Raw genomic sequence first — 16,421 nt, 5'->3', positions numbered from 1 at the left:
TGGGGCCTAAAATACTCCTTCGGGCTGTGGCCCGTTGGATTAGGGCGGTTAATCAATGGCGCGTCCGGATTTTTTTGGTGTTTGAGGGTTGGTTTTCCTGCGTTGGCGAGGTTAGGCCGGCCGCAGTTTGGCGTTGAGGCGATGAAGACGCTTAAAGTTGTAGGCCAGGCACACCAGCTCCCATTCGAGGGATACTTTTTCCAGTCCGCGCATTAAAAAACGTCGGAAGCCGAGCGCCTCTTTTATAATACCAAAAATCGGTTCAATGGTTTCTTGCCGTAGTTTATATAACGCTCGTCCGGCGGCCGTAGCGGTGCGGTGGATCATGCGTTCGGCGAAGCTCGCCTCGGGGCCCGGTTGCGGCGGGTCTTCGTGCTGTTCGAGTTGGGCGATCGTGCGGCCATGCGGCTCCCGTTTCATCGCTGCATATACAGTTACGCCCGTTGTGGTTGCGTCCGGTGCGGACTCGGCCTTTGTCACCGCCGCTTCACTCACAAAACCACTGTCAATCAGTACGTTCGCCACCTCAATATGTTGCGCGATGGCCGCCAGGTTTGGCTCAAGCTGCTGTTTATCATTGGGCGCATTACAGACCCGCGCACCGACGATCAGGCGCGAGTCGGTGTCGGCCCCGGCTTGTGCATTATAACACTGCTGGAAGCCGTTGCCCGTTTTCATAATCCGGCTGACTTCATCGGTCAGGTTGACCTGGTCTTTCGTGCCCGGAGTGGGGTCGGGCTGAACGGGAACTGGGCCACGCGGTTTTTTACCCGTGTCGGCTTCGGACGCGGAGCGTTTTGCCATTTTAGCTTCATACTCAGCTTGTTCCGCCTGAAACCGCAGATGCGCCCGGGCCTCGATTTCCGCCTTGGCCTTGGCCAACGTCGCCTTGCGCTCCTCGCGCCGCTGGATCTCTGCGGGGATCGTCAACCCGTCTTGCAGCGGGATCGCGTCCGCAGCGTCGGCTTTGCGCAACAGTTCAGCGATTTCCAGATCAAGGACTTCCATCGTCTTAACCGCATGGGCATAACTCACCGCCGAGTGCTTGCTGGCGTTGGCAAGTATTTTGGTGCCATCGACGGCCACCGTGACGTTGCCGATCTTTAACACTCCGCACGCCGCAGACATCTGAAGTAATTGAGCAAAAGCTTTTTGCACCAATTTCCGGTTCTCCCGGCGGAACGTGCAAATCGTATCGTGGTCGGGGTGCGTGTCGGCACAGAGCAGGCGCACTGCCACGTTTTCATAGGTCGTGCGCTCAATTTGGCGGCTGGAAAAAACTCCCGTCGCGTAACTGTAAGTCAGTAAACTCAGGAGCATCGACGGCGGGTATTGCGCACTGCCGCTCCCACGCTGATTTACGGACACCGAACTGACGTCGATCAAGTCAACCGCATCGATGACAAAATGCACCAAGTGATCCGGCTTCACCCAATCCCGCAGGTCGGGCGGCAGCAGTAACGGAGTGCGCCGATCAATTATAACGAACTTGGTTGCCATGGAACTACTTAGTTACGCTTTTAATTGGTAGTCAATATAAAACAAATATTTAATGCGTTTATTTTTCCAAGTCCGACAGGCTCCTAGTAGCGCAGACTTCCAGTCTGACTCGGCCTACTGAGTTAGCCATACGCAGCCGGAGCAGACTGGAAGTCTGCGCTACTTTTCCCAGCGCCTGCGTCGCCAAGAACCGGTTACGCCAGCAAACCGTTTCTCTCGAGTAGCGCGGTCAGATCGGGGTCGCGCCCCATGAAGCGGCGATACAGTTCGGCGGGTTCAGCCGAGTTACCCTGACTGAGAATATGCGCGACAAACTCGGCCCCCACTTGGGCGTTGAATACGCCTTCACGCTGGAATCGGGTAAACGCATCCGCATCGAGCACCTCCGCCCATTTGTAGGAATAGTAACCCGCCGCGTAGCCTACCGGATCACTGAAAAGGTGGCCGAAGCGTTTTACCAAGGTGCGCCCCGCTGGTTCGGTCGGAATCATGCAGTCGGCCACAAGTGCGCGCGCCTGCGCCTCAATGTCACCAGAAACGAACTCCGGCGCACGCATGTGCAGCAACAGGTCCATGCGCGCGAACTGCACCTGGCGAATGGTGGCGCAGGCCGAACGGAAGTTTTTCGCGGCGGTCATCTTTTGGAAAACCTCCTCAGGGATCGCGACACCGGTCTCGTGGTGGCGGGCAAACAGGTCGAGGCTCTCACGCTGCCAGCACCAGTTTTCCATGATCTGCGAGGGCAACTCCACAAAGTCCCACGCCACGTTGACGCCGTTGAGCGATTTGATTTCCACCTCGCCGAGCAGGTGGTGCAACAGGTGCCCGAACTCGTGGAAAATCGTCTCCACTTCGTCGTGCGCCAGCAGCGCCGACTTGCCCTCGGCCGGAGGCGTGAGGTTGCCACAAATGTAGCCGAGGTGCGGCGCGCGCGTGCCGTCGGGTTGGGGCCCACCCGTCACCAGATAACCCATCCAAGCGCCGCCACGCTTCGACTCGCGCGGATACCAGTCCGCGTAAAACGAGCCGAGGTGGCGACCGGCCGCATCATGGAGATCATAAAACTTAACTTCCGGATGCCACACCTCGACCGAGCTCGAAGGGCTGCCCGCTTGCGATAGCTCGCGCCCGGAGAAAACCACGGAGCGCTCCGTAATGCGCAGCCCAAACACGCGGCCCGCCAAGTCGAACAGACCGGCAATCACCCGATCCATCGGCAGGTAGGGACGCAGCACCTCGTCATCGAAATCGTAGCGTTCCTGGCGCAGTTTCTCGGCCCAATAGCCCACTTCCCACGGCTTCAGCAAGGCGCGCGGCGCACCGGTATGCTTGGCTTTAAACTCCTCCAACTCGGCGCACTCACGTACAAAAGCGACCTGAGCGCGTGCCTGCATGTCAGCAATAAACGCGAGCGCCTTTTTACCCGAAACCGCCATGCGGCGGGCGAGCACCAGATCGGCAAAATGCGGCTGTCCGAGCAACCGCGCCTTCTCGTCACGCAGCGCGATAATTTTCTGCACGAGGGCGGCGTTGTCGTGCGGCGCAAGCGTTCCCACGGCGGTGGCGGCCGTCCAGACCTCGCGGCGCAGGCTCTCATCGGCGGCATAGGTCATGACCGGCTCCTGCGACGGCATGTGCAACGTGAAGCGCCAGGCGGGTGCCGCAGGCGTGCCCAAACCCTTGGCTTCGGCACTGCGCAGTGCGGTGGCAACCGCGTGTTCGGGCAGCCCCTGCAGGCGGGCGGGATCGGTCACGATGAGCTCCCAGGCGTTGGTCGCATCGAGCACGTTTTCCCCGTATTTCTGGGTGGCTTCCGCGAGCTCGGTTTGCAGCACCTCGAGGCGGGTGCGCTGGGCCTCGGGCAAATCAGCGCCGGCTTGACGGAAGTCGGCCACCGTCTCGTCGAGGAAGCGCCGGTGAATTCCCGTGAGGGCGACGGCGGCAGGCGTGGCGGCAAAGGCTTTTAACCGCGTCCACAGCGCGGGGTTGAGGGGAATGCGGGCGAAGAAAACCGAGACGGCGGGCAGCAGGGCATTGTGGGCGTCGCGCAGCGCGGGCGAATCGTCGACTGACTGAAGGTGGGTGACCTTGCCCCAGGCGAAATTGAGTTCCTCGGTGGCGCGCTCAAGCGCGAGAAACGTATTTTCGTAGGTGAGCGCGGCGAGGTCGAGCTGCGCGATGGCGTCGATGGCGCGTTGGGCGCCAGCCAAGGCCGCCTCAATGGCCGGCGCGATCTGCTCGGGGGTATGCTGCGACCAGCGGACTGCAAAGGTGTTATCTAGAAAAGAATGGGTTACCACGGCAGCTATGACCCCGAGGGCTGCGGGCCTTGTCAACCGCGCAAGCGAAACACCCCGCCGCGCCACGAACGCGTCGAGTCGACAGCTCGACGGGGAGTGAATTTGACCTTGGCTCAAGATCCCAGGTCATTGAACGTCTTTATCTCCCATGTCCTACTGCGCATCCCGTTTTCACACCCTCCGCCGGGCAACTGTAGAAGTAAAAGTCGGTCAAGTCGGCGTTGGCGGAAACAACCCCGTTCGCGTCCAGTCGATGACCACCAGCGACACCCAGGACGTCGCCGCCACGGTGAAACAATCCATCGCCCTGGCCGAGGTCGGCTGCGAGATCGTCCGCATAACCGCGCCCAACGTTGCTGCCGCCCAGTGCCTGCGCGCCATTCGCGAGCAGTTCTCCGCCGCCGGCTTCGCCCATATTCCGCTCGTCGCCGACATCCATTTCCTGCCCTCCGCCGCGATGGAGGCCGTCGAGCACGTTGAAAAAATCCGCGTCAATCCGGGCAACTACGCCGACAAGAAAAAATTCGCCGTCACCGACTACACCGACGCCGACTACGAGCGTGAGCTGCAACGCCTCCATGAGTCGTTTTCGCCTCTCGTGCTGCGCGCCAAGACACTCGGTCGCGCCCTGCGCATCGGCACCAATCACGGGTCGCTTTCCGACCGCATCATGAACCGCTACGGCGACACGCCGCTGGGCATGGTCGAGAGCGCGCTGGAGTTCCTACGCATCGCGGAATCCCACGGGTTCAACCAGCTGATCCTGTCGATGAAATCATCCAACCCCAAGGTGATGATCGCCGCCTACCGCCTATTGGTGCAGCGAATGAACGACGAGCGCATGAGTTACCCGCTGCACCTCGGCGTGACCGAGGCGGGTGACGGCGAGGACGGCCGCATCAAGAGCGCCATTGGTATCGGCAGCCTGCTGTACGACGGGCTCGGCGACACCATTCGCGTGTCACTCACCGAGGACAGCGTGTACGAGATTCCGGTCGCCCAAGCCCTCGCCAAGAAGGCCATGTCTCTGTGGAAACCGACGATCAACCTGACTGCCTCGCCCTTCGCCCGGTTCGCCGCGACCGCCGACGCTGTTGATCCCTTTAACTACAGCCGCCGGCAGAGCACGCCCGTGGATCTCTCGCCCACGATCAAAGTTGGTCCCGCGCAACCGCCCCGGGTGTTCGTGCGCATTCCGTCGATTCAGGCCTGGCCGGCGGCCCTCGCCCAACTCACGTCGGCACGTTTGGCCGACACCCCCGCCGAGGGCTTGATTCTGCCCATCGCCACAACCTCGGAGCTGCAAAGCGTCAGTCGCGAGCTGAAGGAGCTCAGCCAAACGGGCACAACCCCGCTGATCGTTTTTGATCTAGCCCCCACCCTGCCCGCCGTCGCGGTGGCCGCAGCGACCGAAGAGTTGACTACACCCGCAGTTTTTCTGCGCACGTTCGACGCCGACGACAGCGTGGCCCTGCACGCTTTTGCTCAGTTCACCCGCAGTCGCGGGCATACGCTGGCCATCGCCACGACGGCCGCCGATATTGCATCCCTTGCACCCGCGCTGCCCGCGCTTGGCGACGACCGATTGCTCTTCACCCTCTCCAATCCCGCTACGCCCATAGTCGGAGCCATCGTCGCCCACCCCACCGGAGCCTATCGCGCGCTGGTCGAGCAACTGCGTTTCGCCGGCGTCCAATCCCCACTGTGGATCCGCAACACGACGACCACCACGGTCCACGGCGATCCCTCGTTCCTCTCACGGCTGCTCGACGCCGCCATCCTCACCGGCTCGCTGCTCTGCGATGGTATGGGCGACGTGGTTTCCATCGAAACCGAATCCGATGCCCCGCGCGCCACGCAACTCGCCTACAACGTCCTGCAGGGGGCGGGCTCCCGTATTTCCAAAACCGAATTTGTCGCCTGTCCCTCCTGCGGCCGCACGCTGTTCGATTTGCAAACCACCACCCAGCGCATCCGCGCGCAGACCGGCCACCTCAAGGGCGTGAAACTCGCGATCATGGGCTGCATCGTCAACGGCCCCGGCGAGATGGCCGACGCCGACTTCGGCTACGTCGGTGGCGCACCGGGGAAGATCAACCTCTACGTGGGCAAAACCTGCGTCCAGTATAACATCCCACAAGCCGAGGCCGACTCACGCCTGATCGCGCTCATTAAGGAACAGGGCAAATGGTTCGAGCCCCCGGTGTAGCCTGCATCCCCGAGGCGCGCGCCAACCGCTGCTGATAGTATTCAGTAAGAAACTTCGAGGGCGGCTGATACGAATTCCCGTTCAAGATGAGCTTAATTAACCAGGGTCATGGGGGGGCGGATACCATTGGGAAAACACCCTGAGCTCACGCTCAAGGCCACGAGGAGCGTGTACACCAAGTGAGTGGCCTTAAGCGTGAGCTCAAGGATGCCGTAAGCCGCAACTTGAACGCCAATTAGTATGAGGTGTAATCCCCTGACCGCGTTTGCCGCCGCGCCCCACGTTGAAACGCTCCGATTCAGCTATCCGCCCCTGGAAATGACCGGTATTTCCAGTAAAAACGCCCGCTTAAGTCGGCGCTCTTAGGAAGCCAACCCACTGCCGTTACGCGTTAACTCATTCGCCTGAGTAACGATTTCGTCACTGTTCGCCTTAGTCCTTGCCAACACGGAAACCGCCTCGCACGGTCTTCGTTTTTTCACAGAAGAACGCGTCCCGAGATTTATGAACCAGAACATCCGCAACATCGCCATCATCGCCCACGTCGACCACGGTAAAACCACGCTCGTGGACCAACTCCTTAAAGAGGGTGGCGTCTATCGTGCCAATCAAGCCGTTGAAGTCCGCGCCATGGACTCCATGGACCTCGAAAAGGAAAAGGGCATCACCATCAAGGCCAAGAACACCTCCGTCCACTGGAAGGGGAAGATCGTTAACATTCTCGACACGCCCGGCCACGCCGACTTCGGCGGCGAGGTCGAGCGCGCCCTCCGCATGGTGGACGGCGTTCTCCTTGTGATCGATGCCTATGACGGACCTCAGGCGCAGACGCGTTTCGTGCTCCGCAAGGCCCTCGCCCACGGCCTCAAGGTCGTCATCGTCATCAACAAGATCGACCGCCCCAATGCGGATCCGGCCAAGATGTACGACAAGGTCCTTGAGCTCCTCATGGAACTCGAAGCCACCGAGGAACAGTTCGACGCCCCCGTCGTGTACGGCTCCGGCCGCGACGGCTACATGATGTACAAGCTCGGCGAAGAGAAGAAGGACATGACACCCCTCTTCCAGACCATCATCGACCACGTCCCACCTCCTTTTGCTAAGCCCGACGAGCCCTTCCACATGCTCGTTTCCAACATCGATTGGTCTGACTACGTCGGCCGTATCGCTGTCGGCAAGATCCTCGCCGGCACCATCAAGGTCGGCGACCCGATGTTCGTTATCCGCCACAACGAAGACGGCAAAAAGGTCCGCTCCAAGGTCACCAAGATTTTTGAGTTCACCGGTCTCGGTCAACGCGAAGTCGAAGCTGCTCACGCCGGTAACATCATCGGTCTGGCCGGCTTCGAGGACGTCGACATCGGCGACACCTTGGACGTGCGCGAAGACGGCCACGCCCTGCCCTTCACCCAGATCGACCCGCCCACGCTGGAGATGCAATTCTCCGTCAACGACGGTCCGTTGGTCGGCCAAGAAGGTAAACTGGTTACCTCGCGCCAAATCCGCGAGCGCCTCATGCGTGAGTTGAAGACCAACGTCTCCATCTACATCGACGACGCGGACCGCGCCGGCGTATTCAACGTCAAAGCACGCGGCACCATGCAGGTCGCCGTGCTCGTCGAGACCATGCGTCGCGAGGGCTTCGAGCTCCTCGTCTCCCGCCCCACGGTGATCGAAAAGACCGTCGATGGCGCCCGCCACGAGCCGTTCGAGACCGTCTGGATCGAAGTCCCCGACGAGTGCGTCGGTTCGATCATGCAGAACCTTGCTAACCGTAAGGGCCTGCTCACCAACATGGAAAAGTTGGTCACCACCACGATGATCGAAGCCACCATCACCACCCGTGGTTTGATCGGCTTGGAAATCGACGTGATCAACGCCACCAGCGGCCGCGGTATCACCAGCCACTTGTTCAAGGAGTACGGCCCGTACGCCGGTGAAGTTCTCACCCGTATGACCGGCGTGATCACGGCGACCGAAGCCGGCGAAACCACCACCTACGCCCTCTTGATGGTCCAGGAACGCGGCAAGCTGTTCATCGGGCCCGGCGAGCAGGTTTACGAAGGCATGATCGTTGGCGAAAATCCGCGTAACGAAGACATCTCGTGCAACGCTGTGCGCGAAAAGGCCCTCACGAACTTCCGTTCGCAGGGTTCGGGTGTCGCCACCGGCCTGATCCCCGCCGCCAAGATGTCCCTCGAGCGCGCCCTCGAGTACATCGCTTCCGACGAGCTCCTCGAGGTCACCCCGAAGAGCCTGCGTCTGCGCAAGCGCCTGCTGAACACCGGCGAGCGCTTGAAGGCCAAGAAGTCCGGCCGCTAAGCCGACTCGTCTTCGTCGCCCTTCCCCCAAAGCCGCCGGCTCACCCCGGCGGCTTTTTTGTGCCCGCGAGTAGGGCACATACCATTTCTCATTCATACGCATACCAACTTGGCTACCGTTCACGGTCACTGCACCAGCCCGCAAAAACCAAGCAACGGAATTTATTAACCACTAATGAACGCTAAGATACACTAATTAACCGAGAAAAATAATTAGACGTAGAGTAGAGAGAGCCGTGCGTCGGTAACCCGTCAGCGCGACCCTCCCCCTCGTCAAACCGTGCAAGCGGTTTTCCCGCACACGGCTTACCGAGTCTCAATTCTTTCGGTTTGGTTTCAGCGGAGTTCATTGTTTCCAAGCCGCCGTAAGCGGCCAGTGCCATAGCTTGTATTGTCCATGCAGACGCTCGTCGGTGAAGAACTCAAACAGCCCGTGGGTGCGGCTATACTTTCGCCACAGCCATCGTCTCAGCCGGTTTTGCACAAAGAGCTGCTGCTTACCAAACACGTGTGTGCTGTGCCCATAATGAAACGCATTCGCCCACCCGCGCGTGATCTGGTTGACCTTTCGGACTACCGCCACCGCCGCTTGGTTTCGCGTGCGCACCTCCAGCACCTGCCGCACCTTGTCTCGCAGCTTTGCCTGACTCTTCGCGCTGGGTTCCACGTGCGGATACCACCGCTTGCTCTTCAGTCCTTGCCGCCATGCGACGCTAAAACCGAGGAACTCGATGCCTTCCTTTCGCGTGTCCACCAGCCGGGTTTTCTCTTCGTTGAGTTTTAACTTTCGTGCTTCCAGCCACCTCTTCAGACGCGTTTGCAGCCCCGGCCCCTGACCCGGTTTACACAGGATCAGCAGGTCGTCGGCGTAGCGCACCATCGTCGGCTTTTGTTCGCACTTCTCGTTCACCGCATGATCGAGGTCGTTGAGATAGAGGTTCGCCAAGAGCGGTGACGAAGCGCAGCGGAGATGGGCCGCTCAGCAGAGCGGGGCTAAGAGCCCGACCGGAGGGAGTCAAATGACTCCGCCTTGCGGCGTGCCACAGTGATTTGGGTGCACCTTGCGGCGTCCCGAATCACGATCCTCCTCCACGATGGGCGCGCGCAGCCACGCCTTGATGAGGCGCAACATGCTGCCATCGCTCACCCGTTTAGCCACCAGTCGCAGGAGTTCTCGGTGCGGGATCATATCGAAGTAACTCGATAGGTCCGCATCGACCACCTCCACCTTTCCGCTCAGCAGCGCCTCCCTGACTTTATCCATCGCCTGATGGGTCCGGCGTTTCGGCCGGTAGGCGTAGGAATGGTCATGGAAGTCCGCTTCCCAGATGGGTTGCAACACGATCGCCGCCGCACTCTGCACCACCCGATCTTTCACCGTAGGGATGCCCAGCGCGCGGCGCTTGGTCTTGGCCTGATCTTTCCATATAAAAACGCGCCGGACCGGACTCGGCCGATAGGTTTTCGTTCGCAATTCCTCCTCCAGCGCCAGAAGCCAAACTTCTCGCAACGACGGATCTTTCGCCAACGTTTCCACCTCAAACTCATCCACTCCGGCAGCGCCCTTGTTGGCGATCACCTGATCGAGCGCATCGGACAGTATGTCCCGCCGATACAGCTCTCCATACAAACTATAGAACCGCCAACGCGGCTCCGCTTTTGCTTTACGATATAGCACCCGTTGCAGCTTCCGAACTTTGGGCAACGTTTTTATCCAGAGTTCATCACTCCAGCCATCGTCAAGTCCTTCGCCACGCTGTGATGCAGTGGGAACAAGTGCCCTCCCTTCGCTCCCCAGCGGTTTTAATGTCCGCTAGATCATCACTACTATGGAGGTCTCCGACTCCTGCCACGGCCCGTCCTGCCTCGCGCGGTTTAGCCGCACTTGTGCCGGAGGTTGGAGCATCCGAGGACACCCCGCCATCGCAGGTCTCACCACTTAACCTAACACCCCTTCCCGACCCGCCGCCCCCGCAGACTCCGCCGGCACGTTGATCGGACATCAACGATTTGGGTCCTACGTCCTTGCGGGACTGCCCTGCCCGATCCTGACAGCCTTCACCAGTCGAAGATTGGCTCGGCTTGCCGGTTGTTGAATTTTCGAAGCTCATTCGATGGGGTTCACCTTCGTTGCGGCTGGCCGGTTCGTAGCTCGGTCGTGCTTTCCGGTGCTGCCTCGCGGCAGTCGTCCGTGACCAAGCCCTTCGACCGCGAATCGTTTAATTCGGTCGAACAGACTTTCACTGTTGTGGTTGTTAGTTTCATGATCGCACCTTCGACAGTTCCAGTGGGTAGCTAAACACGAAACCCGGACTCCGGTTTTTTAACCGCGAAAAGGATCTGAAGGAACGCGAAGGAGATGAATCAAATTGATTAATAAGTGATTGCATTTTTCTTCGCGCACCTTCGCGAGCCTTCGCGGTTAAATGGATCGATGCCGCTGCTTTTGTGTCATTTTGTGTTTTTGGTGGCCAATGGATTGAGGGCGTCCCACCAAAATCGTCGAGGAACCGATCTAGGCGTCCTGGTTTCCCGCCTGCTCGAACGGCGAAAACAGGGAAATCCGCTATTACGTTCGGTGGTTGGGATCGCCCTCGTTTTCCCAGGCCTCAATGGCCTGGATATCCGCTTTCTGATTCGGATCGGTTGCAGTCGCGTGCGAGTCGGGCTCGACGGCGAGAGCCCACGTCGAGCGATTGGCCAGATGCATCTCCGGCCTGACAGCGACCGCCATCGTGGGGCGCTTCGAAAGAGCCTCGTCGTTCACCGGCTCGGCCAAGGAGTTTCCTTTATCCGCTACGGATGCTGCGAGCGGCCACGCGGAATGTTCGTTAGGCGGGTTCATGATTCCTCCTTCTGCGCTGCTTTTGCGCCTCCCTGGCAGCAACAAGACACTGATCGCGCGCCGCCTCCTGAGCGCCCTCCTCAACGAGCCGCACGGTCTCACTGCGGCCCTCCTCGTCCTCGTCTTCCATAGGCGATTCCGGCGCTCGAGAGGCTTCCGCATCCGGCAGCTCGTTGCTGCGGACGGCTTCGGGCAGGGCTTCGAGAATCGCGGTCTCGGGATCGACTTCAGGCCCGCCCGACAATTCGCGCTTGGCCTGCTCCCAGTCGGCGGGTTCGACCTCGTGGGCATTGCGACCGTTAAGGAGCGCCACCTCTAGGGCGCGCTCGCGGATCATTTTTCGGGTAATCACGCCAACGCCGAGGCCGTGCTCGACGAAGACGCCTTGATTGAGCGGGTTATTATCCATGATGGCTCATTTTAGACCGACACGGGCGGGCAAAAACCGGGTGGCTCCACGGTGTTTCCTGCGTGGGTAAAGATGCAGCCAACGGCGCCCTTTCACCATGGGGCGTTTCCCCACTGGGCGCATCTCATACCAATTCGCGATCAAGAATAGCTGAGTTTCCATGGGTAGTAGGCTGTAACATTTAAAGTGGCGGATCGAAAGTAGTGCGGTGCTTCAGCCCGCATTGGCGATTGTGCGAAGAACCCGATGCAAACCTGCGGGCTAAAGCACCGCACTACCTCAAGGCTAAATCCGACAAGACCCCTGTATTTCTATGCGCTCTTTGCGTTCTTTCGCGGCTAAAAACGATCGATGTTTACGTTGATTTTAAGGGGGCTCGGGATGCGACACTTTAAATGTTACAGCCTAGTAGGAGCCCATTTATACCCATAGCTTAAACGAACGAGGCTATTTTTAACGCAAAGCCGCCGAGACGCTAAGTTCGCAAAGGATTACAAATAAATGAGTTCCTTGCGCTTCTTCGCGTCCTTGCGCCTTTGCGTTAGGAGGCGAATCAAAACAACCTGTACACTCCCCCCCCCTACCTCACCACTCGTAACTTAAAGACATATAACCCAATCCGTTTAACCACTAATGACCACTAAAAGGCACTTAATAAAACAAGATATACATCTCCTAGATTAGTGCATCTTAGTGTCCATTAGTGGTTAAAAATTCAGTGGATTTAAATTCAGCCGGCTTGTCGTAACTGCTCTATCCCACGCCAATAATAGGGTTTGAGCCGTATGAATTCAACGTGGCACCTCCCCATCAGTCTTCCCCTAAATTGATCAAGTTATTTAGCATAGCCTCCTTAAAGCCTAAAATCGGAACGTGTAGGGTATGTGGGCGCTGGCTTGGCACTGCTTAAACGGGGCGAATTCGCCCATAAATAAACTCCTACCAGTTAGCCTAAAGTTGAACGCGAATTAGAATCAGTTCAGTTTTTTTGCCCCGCGCGGTAGTCGATTCGGCTGTGGTCCAAAAGCAGCGCCGGAACCGCTACGGAAACACCTTGTTGCCTAAATACGGGGAGGCCCCTTGTTCCGATATTCCCCATCTGGATTTAAGCCTGCACCGGTTGCAACGCAGGGGTCGCATGCACTACCGTGGACACGCCCGCCCAGCCCGCACCCGCCCAGGTCCGGTGCCCGTCCAACGACCTGTACCCAAAGGTAGTTTCGTGAATGCACCTACGCCGTCTCCCAACGTGCCGCCTCCCAACGTACCGTCCCTCCCCGCCCCGCTCCCCGCGGTTGCGTCCACCCCACCTCGGTCCTGCTGCTCGTTAGCGCAGATCGTCGGCGCGCTCACGATCAGCGTCGGCGGTCTCGTGCTAGTCGGCTGGGCCCTGGGGTTTCAGGAGCTCACCACCCTCTGCCTTCAGGGGGGACCGATGGTGGCCAATTCGGCGTTCTGCTTCATCCTGAGCGGTTCGGCCCTGCTGTTTTTGCAAACGCAGCGGCAATGCCTGCACCGCACCGCGCGGGCATGCGCCCTCGCCGTCGGGGTCATCGCCTTGCTCACCCTGGGCGAATACGTGGCGGGCTGGAATCTCGGCCTCGACGAACTCCTCGTCCTCGATCGCTTCACCCCGGCGGGACTGCCCCCAGGCCGTATGGCACCCAACACGGCGCTCGCGTTCCTGCTCACGGCGGCGGCGCTTGGGCTCCTGAGCCGGCCGGACTGGCTGGGGCGCCGTCGGCCCTGGATCCTCGGCGGGCTGGGGTTGGCGGTGTTGATGCTGGGGATCACCACGATGGTGGGTTATCTCGCCGGTTTCCGGTTTTTTTATAGCTGGGGGCAGCTCAAACCGATGGCCCAGGCGACGGCGCTTCTGTTTATCCTCTTGGGGGCAACCGTGCTCGCTGCCGCCCGTGAAAAAAACGGGAGGCGCAGGCTGCTCGGTCTCTGGAGCACCCTCGGGCTAACCGTCGGCATTGCGATCATCATCATCGTGGCGACTGCGACCTTCAACTCCCACCAAGAGTTGAAGGCGGCCACCGATTGGGTGCTGCACACCAACAACGTCACCGGCCAGCTCCACCAACTGAAAGCGACCCTTGAAACCGAGCAGAGTAACCTGCACGGCTACCTGACCACAGGCCAAGGCGATCGGCTGCAAAACCAAGCCAAGGCGATCACCCAGGCACGCAAGCTGATCGCAGAACTACGCGCGCTGACGGCAGACAACGCCGTCCAGCAGGCAAATCTGGCCCGCGTCGAGCCCTTGGTCGCCAGACGCGAAACCGAGTTTGCGCACTTCATCGCCGCGTACCCGTCGAGCGGTAACACCGTGTCCAACTCGCCCCTCCAAAACACCGAGACCGTGGCGTTGAACGACCAGATCAATGCCAACCTCGACGAGATGATGGCCGAGGAGGAGCGGCTACTCGGCGAACGCCAGCGGCAGGTGTTGCGCCTCAGCGAACGCGCCGAGGTGATTCTGCCAATCGGGCTGCTCCTGAGCACCCTGCTTATTATCGCCGGGGTGCTGCGGCTCAATGCCGAGACGGCCGCCCGGCTAAGCGGGCTTACCTTGCTGCAAGAAAGCACCGACCAGCTCAAAGCACAGGCCCTCGAGCAGGCGCAAACACTGGCCTCCCTGGCGCAAAGCGAGGCGCGCTTCAAAACCATGTTCGAGGAGGCCCCGCTCGGCATCGCCCTGATCGATTCGCACACGGGACATATTTACGAAGTCAACCCGCGCTTTGCCGCCATCGCGGGTAGGACCCGCGAAGAGCTGGCGTCGATCGACTGGCTGAAAATCACGCATCCGGATGATGTGCAGGCGGACCTGGATAACATGGCCGCGTTGAACGCTGGGAAAATCAGCGGATTCCACATGGAAAAACGTTATCTGCAACCGGGTGGTTTCCCCGTGTGGATTGGCATGACAATTGCGCCCTTACGGGTCGCAGATACCGCCCACCCGCGTCATCTGTGCATGATCGAAGACATCAGCGAGCGTAAGCGGGCGGAGGAAGAGCGCAAAGCCGCCGAACATGAGCTGAGAGAAAAGGAGGAGCGCCTGGCTCTCGCCACGCTCCACAATGGCATCGGCATCTGGGACTGGAACCTGGTTACCCAAGAGATGGTGTGGGACGATTCGATGTTCGCGCTCTACCATATCCGCCGCGAAGACTTCGTCGGCACCGAAGAGGCGTGGCGGGCGTCATTACACCCAGAGGACCTTGGACGCGGGGACCAGGAAGTCAGGGAGGCGATCTCCGGTGAAAAACCATTCGACACGGTATTCCGCGTCATCTGGCCCAACGGCGAAATTCACCACATCAAGGCCGTGGCCAAGGTGTTTCGCGACGAACAGGGCACCCCCCTGCGGATGCTCGGCACCAATATCGATATCACCGATCACAAGCAGGCCGAGGCGAAGGTCAACGCGCTCAACGCCGAGCTGGAGCAGCGCGTGGCCGAGCGCACCGCCGAACTGCAGGCCACCAACACCTCCCTGACCGATTTCAAGTCCGCGCTGGATGAGCACGTCAACGTCACCATGACCGACACCCATGGGAATATCACCTATGCCAATGACCGGGTCTGCGCCCTCACCCAGTATTCGCGCGCCGAGTTGCTCGGCCACAACCACCGCATCGTAAACTCCAACTATCACCCCGGCGAATTTTTCAAGGAGCTCTGGGTAACGATCAGCGCGGGGCGGGTATGGCGGGGCGAGATCCGCAACCGGGCCAAGGACGGCTCGTTCCATTGGGTAAACACCACCATCGTGCCGTTCCGAGGGCCGGACGGCCGCCCGGTGCAATACATCGCCATCCGCAACGACATTACCCCGCTCAAGGTGGCCGAGGCGGACAACCAGAAGCTCAACACCGACCTCCACACCCGCGCCACCAAGCTGGAAAGGGTCAACAAGGAGCTGGAGGCGTTCAGTTATACCGTCGCGCACGACCTGCGGGCACCGTTGCGGGCCATCGACGGGTATGCGCGTATGGCACTTGAAGACTTAGCCGCCCTGCTCGACGACAATGGTCGCCGCCTGCTCAATGTGATCAGTGCCGAGGCCAAGCGCATGGGCCGGTTGATCGACGACCTGCTGGCCTTTTCGCGTATCAGCCGCCAGCAGGCCGAACCGGTGGCGATCAACATGCAGGAGCTGGCGCAGGAGGTTTATAACGCGTTAATTAAAGCCGAACCCGGCCGCACCGTTAAATTCGACCTGCACACGCTGCCCGCGGCGCAGGGCACCCCAGCGATGATTCGTCAGGTGTGGGAGAACCTGATCAGTAATACGCTGAAGTTCACCCGTAAACGGCCGGACGCCCGAATCGAGATTGGGGCGCAGGTGGGCGTGGACGGCGTGTGGGTTTACCACGTCAAAGACAACGGGGTGGGTTTCGATATGCGCCACAGCAACAAGCTGTTTGGGGTTTTTCAGCGTCTGCACGATAACGCGGATTATGAAGGAACGGGAGTGGGCTTGGCGCTGGTGCAACGCATCCTGCAACGCCACGGCGGGCGCATCTGGGCGGAGGGAGAAGTCGATAAGGGCGCCTGTTTTTATTTCACCCTGCCAGCCCCGGAAACGGTGGCGGCCGAGGCCGGTAAATCAGGCATCTGAATAACGGAAGGGGTTCTTCGACGTTTCCAGTGGGTCGCCCCCAAACCATTGGCCACGAAAACCACAAAATGACACAAAAACTCAGGCATCGATCGATCTAACCGCGAAGGCTCGCGAAGTGTGCGGAGGACAACGCAACCCATCGTTAATCAATTAAATTTATCCACTTCGCGTTCCTTCGGATTGTCTTCGCGGTTAAAG

At 59.7% G+C, this 16,421-nt stretch carries 9 protein-coding genes; 3 read left to right on the top strand and 6 right to left on the bottom strand.

Annotation, left to right across the window (positions count from 1 at the left end; translation table 11 throughout):
• Positions 1–111 precede the first annotated feature (111 nt).
• Complete coding sequence (locus tag H2170_01905; protein MCS6298847.1) at positions 112–1,500, bottom strand: transposase; 1,389 nt, start codon at positions 1,498–1,500, stop codon at positions 112–114.
• 194 nt (positions 1,501–1,694) lie between these two features.
• A complete protein-coding gene (locus tag H2170_01900; GenBank protein ID MCS6298846.1) occupies positions 1,695–3,800 on the bottom strand; it encodes a M3 family metallopeptidase in 2,106 nt (701 codons plus the stop codon).
• Between the two features lie 148 nt (positions 3,801–3,948).
• On the opposite strand from H2170_01900, the gene ispG reads away from it, so the two are divergent.
• Together ispG and typA are read left to right on the top strand one after the other, a co-directional pair.
• Entirely contained in the window at positions 3,949–6,009 is a 2,061-nt protein-coding gene (gene ispG, locus H2170_01895; GenBank protein MCS6298845.1) for a (E)-4-hydroxy-3-methylbut-2-enyl-diphosphate synthase, read from the top strand.
• A gap of 504 nt (positions 6,010–6,513) precedes the next feature.
• Positions 6,514–8,331 carry a translational GTPase TypA gene (typA, locus tag H2170_01890; protein ID MCS6298844.1) on the top strand — a complete coding sequence of 606 codons (1,818 nt, stop codon included), beginning with the start codon at positions 6,514–6,516 and terminating at the stop codon, positions 8,329–8,331.
• Positions 8,332–8,676: 345 nt separating this feature from the next.
• Here typA and H2170_01885 read toward each other — a convergent pair whose 3' ends face one another.
• The 4 genes from H2170_01885 to H2170_01870 form a co-directional block, all read right to left on the bottom strand.
• The gene (locus H2170_01885) at positions 8,677–9,276 is read right to left on the bottom strand and encodes a hypothetical protein (protein ID MCS6298843.1); all 600 of its coding nucleotides are present in this window, start codon (positions 9,274–9,276) and stop codon (positions 8,677–8,679) included.
• Between the two features lie 69 nt (positions 9,277–9,345).
• Positions 9,346–9,960, bottom strand: a complete 615-nt coding sequence (locus tag H2170_01880; protein MCS6298842.1) for a hypothetical protein — start codon at positions 9,958–9,960, stop codon at positions 9,346–9,348.
• A 939-nt stretch (positions 9,961–10,899) separates the two neighbouring features.
• Complete coding sequence (locus H2170_01875; GenBank protein ID MCS6298841.1) at positions 10,900–11,175, bottom strand: hypothetical protein; 276 nt, start codon at positions 11,173–11,175, stop codon at positions 10,900–10,902.
• The gene (locus tag H2170_01870) at positions 11,162–11,584 is read right to left on the bottom strand and encodes a hypothetical protein (protein ID MCS6298840.1); all 423 of its coding nucleotides are present in this window, start codon (positions 11,582–11,584) and stop codon (positions 11,162–11,164) included. The genes H2170_01875 and H2170_01870 overlap by 14 nt, the downstream gene beginning before the upstream one ends.
• Before the next feature lie 1,249 nt (positions 11,585–12,833).
• On the opposite strand from H2170_01870, the gene H2170_01865 reads away from it, so the two are divergent.
• Entirely contained in the window at positions 12,834–16,220 is a 3,387-nt protein-coding gene (locus tag H2170_01865) for a PAS domain-containing protein (protein ID MCS6298839.1), read from the top strand.
• Positions 16,221–16,421: the final 201 nt, after the last annotated feature.

Source organism: Opitutus sp., from assembly GCA_024998815.1.
Classification (GTDB): Bacteria; Verrucomicrobiota; Verrucomicrobiia; order Opitutales; family Opitutaceae; genus Rariglobus.
The sequence above is the reverse complement of the archived record's forward strand: the minus strand, read 5'-3'. Positions and strand labels throughout refer to the sequence as shown.